The 10,218-nt window shown below is 40.8% G+C and carries 5 protein-coding genes and 2 pseudogenes; 3 read left to right on the top strand and 4 right to left on the bottom strand.

Features of this window, described 5'->3' with window-relative positions:
* A pseudogene (locus tag L647_RS0111530) lies at positions 1 to 366 on the top strand (5-methyltetrahydrofolate--homocysteine methyltransferase); the annotation flags it as partial.
* Between the two features lie 155 nt (positions 367 to 521).
* Positions 522 to 3,745, top strand: a pseudogene (locus L647_RS01000000124095) (S41 family peptidase).
* Positions 3,746 to 3,844: 99 nt separating this feature from the next.
* Here the strand turns inward: L647_RS01000000124095 and L647_RS0111520 are convergent.
* The 4 genes from L647_RS0111520 to L647_RS0111505 form a co-directional block, all read right to left on the bottom strand.
* Complete coding sequence (locus tag L647_RS0111520; RefSeq protein WP_024611237.1) at positions 3,845 to 5,146, bottom strand: DEAD/DEAH box helicase; 1,302 nt, start codon at positions 5,144 to 5,146, stop codon at positions 3,845 to 3,847.
* Positions 5,147 to 5,288: 142 nt separating this feature from the next.
* Entirely contained in the window at positions 5,289 to 6,488 is a 1,200-nt protein-coding gene (locus tag L647_RS0111515) for an alpha/beta hydrolase-fold protein (RefSeq protein ID WP_024611236.1), read from the bottom strand.
* A gap of 111 nt (positions 6,489 to 6,599) precedes the next feature.
* Positions 6,600 to 8,420: a glutamine--fructose-6-phosphate transaminase (isomerizing) gene (gene glmS / locus L647_RS0111510; protein WP_024611235.1), complete on the bottom strand. Its 1,821-nt coding sequence runs from the start codon at positions 8,418 to 8,420 to the stop codon at positions 6,600 to 6,602.
* A 46-nt stretch (positions 8,421 to 8,466) separates the two neighbouring features.
* The gene (locus L647_RS0111505; RefSeq protein WP_024611234.1) at positions 8,467 to 9,231 is read right to left on the bottom strand and encodes a DeoR family transcriptional regulator; all 765 of its coding nucleotides are present in this window, start codon (positions 9,229 to 9,231) and stop codon (positions 8,467 to 8,469) included.
* A gap of 159 nt (positions 9,232 to 9,390) precedes the next feature.
* On the opposite strand from L647_RS0111505, the gene L647_RS0111500 reads away from it, so the two are divergent.
* The gene (locus L647_RS0111500; protein WP_024611233.1) at positions 9,391 to 9,969 is read left to right on the top strand and encodes a sugar O-acetyltransferase; all 579 of its coding nucleotides are present in this window, start codon (positions 9,391 to 9,393) and stop codon (positions 9,967 to 9,969) included.
* Positions 9,970 to 10,218: the final 249 nt, after the last annotated feature.

Below are 10,218 nucleotides of genomic sequence, written 5' to 3'. Positions count from 1 at the left end.
CTAGCCGATGGTGCTAGTGCTGTTTCCTATTCATTTTCTGCAAATGGCGAGCACTTTTTAGTACTCGACAGCTTAGGCTTTTTAAATGTACTTAGTGCACATGATCATGACGGCGAAATGCATTGGGAGCTTGAAGGTCAAGTTGATATTACACAAGAAGATGTAGCCACAATGCCTGAAGGCATGAGTTTTAGTATGACAGTGGCGCAAAATGGTCAGTTTGCTTATATTGCCGACCCAATTGCTCAACACATAGTGCAAGTACACCTAGAAGACTTAGAGGTTGAAGGTGAACTAGAGCTAACTTTTGCTCCTAGCGCTATTACTTGGCTTGGTATTGCAGAAGAAGACGATCACGACCATTAATTTAAAACCCAACATAATATAAACGTTCTTAAAGGTTGGCATTTAATGCCAACCTTTTTTATTCACATTTTGTAACAGGCCTTTTATCGCAAGTGCATCGCTATTTATAACCTTATTGTTATGATGTAACCGCTTTTAATATAGGATGTAATCCCATGAAAAAACTAACAACATTGGCTCTTGCCTTGGCTGCGATTATCGCACCGAGCGTATCGGCCTATGAAACTAAAGACACTCGCTTACTACGCTTTCCAGATATTCATAACCAAAACGTGACCTTTGTTTACAGTGGCGATATTTATATTGCTAATACGCAAACAGGCGAAAGCAAACGTTTAACCGATCATATTGGTTTTGAAACATTCCCTAAGTTTTCTCCAGATGGTAAGCGCATTGCATTTTCGGCCGAGTATAACGGCANAGCCGCCAAATTTATGTGATCAACAGCGATGGTTCAGGCCTAAAGCAACTTACTTATTACAACGATGTTGGTCCAATGCCACCACGTGGTGGCTTTGATTACCGCGTTTTAGATTGGACAGCCGATGGCAAAAATGTAGTATTTCGCGCTAACCGCACACCGTGGGGGAAACGTATGGGCCGCCCTTATATGGTTCCTGCAGACGGCGGNCTTGAGCAGCCTTTAGCCATTCCAGAAACGGGCGGCGGTATGCTTTCACTCGATGGTAGTAAGTATGTGTATACACCTATAGATCGCGAGTTTCGTACATGGAAACGTACTCGCGGTGGTCGCGCACAAGACGTATGGATTTATGATTTAAAAAATAATACCTCAGAGCAACTCACTACAAACCGAGCAACCGATCATCAGCCTACATGGGTTGGCGATAATATTTATTTTGTGTCTGACCGCGATTACACCTTAAACCTTTATCAATACCGCAAAGGTAGTGAGCCTAAAAAACTTACAAACTATAAAAACTTTGACGTGCTTTGGCCTTCGGCTGGCCCAAATGCGGTTGTGTACGAAAACGGTGGTTATTTATATCGCTTTGCTCCAAAAACAGAAAAAAGCACCAAGCTAAGCATCAATATTGCTGGCGTTCGTCAATATGCAATGCCGTACAGTAAAAATGTAAGCGACTTTATTGAGTCTATGTCGATTTCTCACGATGGCAAACGTGCACTGTTTACAGCACGTGGCGAACTCTTTAGCGTTCCCGTAAAACAAGGACCAACGCGCAATCTTTCATATACTCAAAAAGGAAGAGAAATTGACGCAAGTTGGTCACCTAACGGTCGTTACATTGCATACATGAGCGATGAAACCGGCGAGTACGAAATTTATCTCAAAGATCGCAGTAAAAACAATGCCATTAAGCAATTAACAAGCAATGCTACAATTTGGCGCTTTACCCCGATTTGGTCGCCAGACAGTTCTAAATTACTGTTTGCAGACAAGAATCATACGCTGTGGTGGTTAGATGTAAAATCGGGTAAACAACATAAAATTGATACCGCTATCTATGATGAAGAAGGAATACGCCAGTACATTTGGTCACCTAATAGCGAAGATATTATTTACGTTAAAAATAACGAAAATCGCTACGCTTCGTTATGGCACTACAATATTGACAAGAAAAAAATAACGCGTTTAACCGACGAAATGACCAATGAGCAAAATCCAACCTTTTCGCCAGATGGCCAATACCTGTACTTTAGCTCAGAGCGCGACTTTAACCTTACCTTTAGCAGCTATGAATTTGACTACATGTTTAACCGCGCGACCCGTATTTATGCAGCTGCGGTAAACGATAGCATAAAGCCACTTATTGCATTACAAAGTGACGAAACCACTATTGTAAAAGATAAAGATGAAGAAAAAGAAGACGACAAAAAAGTTAAAAACGCACTACAAAGCAGTGACTTTATGCAGCGTGTTACCGCACTTAATGCCCCTGCGGGCGATTACCGTGGCTTAACCGCAGTAAAAGACGGCGTACTTACTCTTGCCAATGGTGGTTTACAACTTATTGGCACCGAGCACGACAGTGAGCTAGAAACAGTCGCTGAAGGCGTAAGCAATTACACTATTTCAATTAATGGCGAACATATACTGGTTCATGCTGGTAACAATTACAGCTTAATTGAGCCCAAGCCAAAACAAGATGTAGAGGCTAATAAGCTAGATTTAAGCAAAATGACGCTGAAAATTAATCCACAAATAGAATGGCAACAAATGTATGTAGAAGGTTGGCGCACACTGCGCGACTGGTTCTACGACGAAAATCATCATGGACAAGACTGGGATGCTATTTTAGCTAAATACCAGCCTATGGCTGATGCTATTAGCCATCGTAGTGACCTAGATTACATTCTTAGCGAAATTGCAGGCGAAATTAATTCCGGTCATATTTACGTTCAATCTGGCGATATGCCAAAAGCAGAACGTAAAAACCATGGCTTACTGGGTGCAACTCTCGCTAGCGATCCATCTGGTTATGTAAAAATTGAACAGATCTTTCAAGGTGAAAACTGGCATGATGATTTTCGCTCACCACTGGGAACCACAGGCGTTAAAGCCCACAACGGCGATTACATAATTACTGTTAATGGACGCTCTGTAAAAGACGTTGCTAACTTTTACGAACTACTTGAGAACACTCAAGGTGAGCAAGTTGAGTTAATGCTTAACAATAAACCACGCAGTAAAGGAGCATGGCAAGTAATTGTAAAACCAGTAGCAAGTGAGCAAGGTCTGCGTTACCTAGAGTGGGTTAACTCACGTGCAGCCTACGTTGATAAGTTATCGAATGGTCGCATTGGTTACGTGCACTTGCCAAATACGGCATACGAGGGTAACCGCGCCATGTTTAAAAATTACATGCCGCAAACGACAAAAGACGCCATGATTATTGATGACCGATACAATGGGGGTGGTTTTATTCCTGAACACATGATCACGTGGTTAGCGCGCAAACCTTTAAATTATTGGAAGCGCCGAGGTGTAGAGCCAACAAAAACACCTCAGTTTGCTCACGATGGTCCTAAAGCTATGCTAATAAACGGCTATTCAAGCTCAGGTGGGGATGCTATTCCATACTACTTCCGCCAAGCGGGTTTAGGTAAACTCATTGGCACGCGCACGTGGGGAGGGTTAATTGGTATTTCTGGCAACCCAAGTCTGGTAGATGGTGGGCAAGTGATCGCAGCGACCTTCCGTGTATTAGACAATCAAGGTAACTGGATAATCGAAAACGAAGGTGTTACGCCCGACATCAAAGTAATAGACCGTCCAGAGTTAATCTATAAAGGGCAAGACCCTTCTATAGAGCGCGCCGTACAAGAGCTGTTAGATGAGCTTAAAGCTAATCCTAAACAACCTTTAACAGTGCCACCGGCTCCAACTGACTTTTAATTTGCCGCATAGCAAATAAACTAGAGCCAATAAAAAACCCTGCATATTTTGCAGGGTTTTTTAATGACTCGAATTTAATAACTCAATATAACGCTAAAGCTATTTTTTTCTCCAGCCACTCCATACATCATCTATATCATCGGCTTTGTTTTTGTTCTTTTTCTTACCGGTGCCTTCTGGTTTTGCCATTGGCTTTTCATTTTTAAGCGCCTGTGCAGCATCAAGATTAGCTTGGTTAACGGCAAAGCCTGTTACTTCCTCACGTTCAAGACGTAGCTTGTTCTTCTTCTCGATTATTTTAAAGTGATGAAAGTCTTCATAATCAATTAATGATAATGCTAAGCCTACTTCGCCCGCACGACCACTTCGACCAATACGGTGCATATAATCAGATGGGCTGCGTGGTAGATTAAAGTTTATTACCACTGGCAGTTTTTCAATATCTAAACCACGTGCGGCAATATCGGTTGCGATAAGTACTTCAATTTCGCCCGCTTTAAATTTTTCAATTACGCGAGTACGCTCACTTTGACCTTTATCGCCATGGAATACTTGTGCGTTAACACCGCGTTTTTCAAGTTTACTGGCTAAGTGCTCACAGTCTTTTTTTGCGTTTACAAAAATCAGCGCTTGGCGCCATTTATGCGTTTTAATTAAATGCGCTAAAACAGTGGTTTTCTCGCCTTTATTTACGGTAAAAACACGTTGTACTAAGGTGCTTTCGTCTTTGCTTTGAACTTGTATTTCAACAGGGTCATTTAATAGATCTTGTGTTAATAGCTTAACTTGCTCAGGGAAAGTAGCTGAAAACAACATAGTTTGTTTTTTAGCAGGCATTAACGCTAATAACTCAGCAAGCTCTTCGGTAAAGCCAAGGCTTAGCATACGGTCGGCTTCATCAAGTACAAGCGTATTTAGTTTATCAAGCTTAATAGCATTGCTTGAGATTAAATCGAGTAAACGCCCGGGTGTTGCTACAATAATATCGGCGCCGCCGCGCAGTGCCTGCATTTGTGTATTAACCGATACACCACCAAACACAGCAACCGTTTTAATTGCACCATTAAAATTTGCAGAATACGATTTAACGCTATCGGCTACTTGCGTAGCAAGCTCACGAGTAGGTACTAAAATAAGCCCTGTTACAAAGTTGCCTTTGCTCGCTGTGCTTTTACTACCTTGTTCAACAAACATTTTTTGTAGCATTGGCAGCGCAAACGTTGCTGTTTTACCTGAGCCAGTATTTGCCCCTGCAATTAAATCACTGCCGGCAAGCACATTAGGTATAGCCTTAGCTTGAATTGGCGTAGGCTGGGTATATTCCAAATCGGTTAAACGAGCTAATAGCTCTGGAATAAGGCCAAGTTCGGTAAATGTGCTATGGCTTGTTGCTGAGGTCATGAATATTACGGGCTCATTGCTAAAAAATGTAGCCTGCAATTTTAGCGTATTTAACTCATATTAAGTAGGGGTTAGTGATTTAAATAAAATTTAGCTACAACTAATAAAAAGACGCTTGCGCGTCGATTTTATTTAACTGTAACTAAAAAACCAAGTTACGCTTATCAAACTCTGCCTGCAACCTAGCTTTTGTTTCTTTTAAGTAATTTATGTAAGGATATGAGTCGTCAGCAATCGCTAAAGCAGATTCCATATATTCAAGCGCTTGACGGGTATCGCCTTGCATTTCATAGCCATAAGATAGAGCAGAAAGCGCATCGACTGATTTTGGATAGTTTTTTATATTGTATTTAAACACTTCAATAGCACGGTTAAATTGCTTGCTACCCGTTAGATTATAACCTAATGATCTAACAGCGCGATCTGGTGGCGATATTTGCTCACCCCATTGTTGAGATAAGTTTTGATAATAAGCATCAATAGAGGCTACATCGTCAGTTAAATCATTTATGGACATTTGTTTAGGCAAAAATAAGTTGTGATAGGCGTTAAATGCACCAGCAACGGAAGTCAGGTTATGCGAGACACCATCAAACGCATCACTAAAGAAGCGTAGCTCTAGCACTTTATGCGATTGCATAGCTTGCTGTAGTTCATCGTACCTTTCGCGCATTATGCCGCTTTCTTCGCCGATATTGATGTAAACGTAACTGTTAAGCTCTTTCGTTTTAGCTATAAACGATTTTGTACTTTTTACCGATGCGCCATAGTTCCACCAAACCGCAGGGCTGTAAGCAATATGCGCTTGGAAAAGCTCAGGGTTAGCTTGCATAGTATAAAGTGCAAACACGCCTGCTGCTGAGCCCCCAGCAATTACATTAAAGTTATGCGTACGATAACTTTTATTAATCAAGGGCATAAGTTCTTGCTCAATAAATGCTAAAAACTTTGCAGCACCACCGCCTTCACCTACTGGACCTTGTGGCTCTTTATTCACCGTTGGATATAAATCTCTTAATCGATTAGTGTTTTCAATAGCGACAATAATAACCTCGGGCGCACGATTATCATTTTGTAAGCGCTCAATAACAGCACTAGCAAGCGGTATATTACCCGCGCCATCAAGGCGATAAATGACCGGATAAACTTTGTTTGGATTAGCTTGATAACTCTTTGGAAGCTGGACTACAACGGTACGTTGCTCATTTAAAATTGCTGAATTAATAGTATGTGTTTGTTGCGTATAGCTAATGGTTTGCTGTTTTAAATCAGGCTCTGCAAGTGTGCTACTAGAATAAAATATAAATAAACTACATATAAAAACAGCGGTTAATAAGCGCATGACTAATCCTTTAGAAAGTAGTGTATTTTTAATTTAACAGGCTTTGAGGTACAAAAAAAGGCGCATTAAGCGCCTTTTTATCTTTAACAAGTAATTACCAACCTATTGATTTTACTCAACAGTAACCGATTTAGCTAAGTTACGAGGTTGGTCAACGTCAGTGCCTTTAATTACAGCTACGTAGTACGACAGTAGCTGTAATGGCAATGTGTAAACAATTGGCGCAATAATGTCGTCAGTGTGGTTTACGTTGATTACACGCATTGTGTCGTCTGACTCAAAGTGTGAATTTTTATCTGCGAACACATAGATAATACCGCCACGTGCGCGTACTTCTTCTACGTTTGATTTAAGCTTTTCTAGTAGTTCGTTATTTGGTGCAACAACAATAATTGGCATGTCAGCATCAATAAGCGCTAGTGGACCATGCTTAAGCTCACCAGCGGCGTAAGCTTCTGCATGAATATACGAAATTTCTTTAAGTTTAAGCGCGCCTTCCATTGCAATTGGATATTGCGAGCCACGACCTAAAAATAATGAATGCTGTTTGTCGGCAAACTCTTCTGCAAGGTCTGCAATGCCATCAGCTAGTAGTAATGTTTCTTCAAGTTTAGCAGGAAGTACTTTTATAGCATTTACAATCGCACTTTGATCAAGGCCTTTTTCTTGCGCGATAGACGCAGTAAGCATTAACAAACCAACTAATTGCGTAGTAAAAGCCTTAGTCGATGCAACGCCAATTTCAGCACCCGCTTTAGTCATAAAAGCAAGGTCAGATTCGCGTACAAGCGATGAGCTAGGTACGTTACAAATGGTCATTGATGCCATGTAACCTTGCTCTTTAGCTAGGCGTAATGCAGCTAGCGTATCGGCTGTTTCACCCGATTGAGAAATAGTAACAAGTAGGCTGTTTTCATGTACAAACGACTGACGATATCTAAATTCAGAAGCTATTTCTACATTACAGCTAACACCCGCAAATTGCTCAAGCCAGTAACGCGCAACCATACCTGAATGGTAAGACGTACCACAGGCAATAATTTGTACATGTTTTACGTCTTTAAATATTTGTTGTGCGCTGTCGCCAAAGGCATCAATTGCTACGCGGTCATCGTTTAAACGCCCTTCAAGCGTATTACGCACAGCAAGTGGCTGCTCGTAAATTTCTTTTAGCATGTAGTGACGATAATCGCCTTTACCTGATGCATCTTGCGTAATGTTTGATTCAATCACGTCACGCTCAACTGCGTTACCGTCTGCATCAAAAATTTCTACTGTGTCACGTGTAATACGTGCTACGTCGCATTCTTCTAAAAATATAAAGCTGCGAGTAACAGGTAATAGTGCTAACTGATCAGACGCAATAAAGTTTTCGCCAAGGCCTAGACCAATAACAAGAGGGCTACCAGAGCGCGCTACTATAATTTCGTTGTCGTTATCTTTATCAAATACAACGGTACCAAAAGCGCCTTCAAACTGTTTAACAGCAGCTTGTACAGAGGCAAGTAACGTTGTGTGTTGCTTACGAAGTTGGTGAATTAAATGCACCATTACTTCTGTATCAGTCTGCGATAAAAACTCGTAACCATCGGCTTTTAATGCTTCACGAAGCGTAGCGTGGTTTTCAATAATACCGTTGTGCACAAGTGCTAACTGGTTGTTTGATACATGTGGGTGAGCATTTGCTTCTGTAACGCTACCGTGTGTTGCCCAGCGTGTGTGTGCAATACCTGTATGACCACTAACGCCTGATTTTTCTAGCGCGGCTTCCACGTTAACCACTTTGCCTACGGCTTTAACAGTATTAAGTGTGTTGCCATTAAGCAATGCTACGCCTGCTGAATCGTAACCACGGTATTCAAGGCGCTTAAGCCCTTCAATTAGTATTCTATTTACTGGACGTTCTGCAACTGCCCCAACTATTCCACACATAGTGTCTCCATTAATTTTTTAATTTTAGCAACTCACGAAATAGTCACTATTCAATAATCTCTGCGCAAATTAGTTTTACACCACATGCCTCAATTGCTTTGCGTTTATCCTCTGCTAAGCCATTGTCGGTTATTAATGTGGTTACTATTTTCCACGGTAATTCTAAATTAGGTATTTTTCGACCAATCTTGTCAGATTCAACCATTACTATTACTTCACGGGCGGCTTTTGCCATAACTTGGCTCAAGCCAACTAACTCATTAAAGGTTGTTGTGCCACGCTTTACATCTATACCGTCGGCACCAATGAAAAGCTGATCAAAATCGTAAGAACACAATACACTTTCGGCAACTTGCCCTTGAAACGACTCTGAATGAGGATCCCAGGTTCCACCGGTCATCAAAAGTGTCGGCTCATTCTCAAGTGCTAATAAACGACTAGCGACTTTAATTGCATTGGTCATAACAACTAGACCGCGCTTATTAGCAAGTTCAGGGATCATCGCAGCTGTAGTGCGTCCGCTATCAATAATAATACGGTTATGATCTTTTATAAGCGTTGCGGCAGCCTTTGCGATAGCTACTTTACGCTTTGAATCTATTTCATCGCTAACAATTTCTTTAGGCAGTGCAATAGCACCACCATAGCGGCGAAGTAATAGCCCACTTTTTTCAAGCGAGGTTAAGTCTTTTCGAATGGTTACTTCAGATGTTTGAAACTGTTCAGCTAGCTTTTCAACAACTACTTCACCTAGTTTATTAACCTGAACCAGTATATTGTGACGACGCTGTTGTGTGTTTCGTTTAGTCATAAAGCTCGTGAATTAAGTTTCGTTTCGAAAGTTATGCAATTTTAAACGAAACAACCTAAATGGCAAGTGAACGAGCAAAAAAAACACAGTTTTATTCTAATAATAATAAAACTAAAAGTACGGTAAGCTATAACTAATTAAGTTATAAAGATAAATACAATGCAGTCATTTAATAGTATCAGTAAAGAATACTTAGCACAGCGAAAGCAAGCAGGTGAAACCTGCCGTTTATTTAATAAGAGCCCGAGTAAAGGAAACTTAAAACGTATCAAGGAGTTATTTTTAAAGTCGGGCGATGGAGTAATTATAGAATCAGGTTTTCATTGCGATTACGGCAATCAAATAGTTCTTGGTGATCGTACTTTTATAAATATTAATTGCACACTACTCGACTCACCATTACCTGATTACTCAATAACCATTGGTGATGACTGCTTAATAGGTCCGAACGTTCAGCTTTTGGCGGTATCACATGCTACTAATCCAACAGAAAGGCTAAATAAAGAAAACTTTGCAGCACCTATTGTAATAGGTAATAACGTATGGATTGGCGCAGGTGTAATTATTTTAGCGGGTGTAAGTATAGGTGAGAACAGTATTGTGGGTGCAGGTGCTGTGGTTACAAAAAATGTAGTGGCTAATACTGTTGNCCTGCCGCAAAAATTCGCGATATTTAAAGGAGTTTATTTAGCTTCTGGCTTTATATGCATTTTAAGTAGGATGATAGAAGTTATATAAGCATAGCTTTATGTGGCTATGTCTCTTTCTAGTTGTAGACACTTGAGTGAAATAAGGGATATTACTGGGAGTGTATGGCGTGAGCTGTACGTTATTTCCTCACATTTCACTTTCCTGCAGACGTAAAAAAGCCCGAATCGCTAAATTCGGGCTTTCTACAATTTGAAGCCTGGTAATGTCCTACTTTCACATAGCAAATGCTACACTATCATCGGCGCTGTTTCGTTTCACTACTGAGTTCGGCATGGA

Source organism: Pseudoalteromonas sp. TB64, from assembly GCF_000498095.1.
Classification (GTDB): Bacteria; Pseudomonadota; Gammaproteobacteria; order Enterobacterales; family Alteromonadaceae; genus Pseudoalteromonas.
This window is presented reverse-complemented; position numbering and strand designations above follow the sequence as displayed.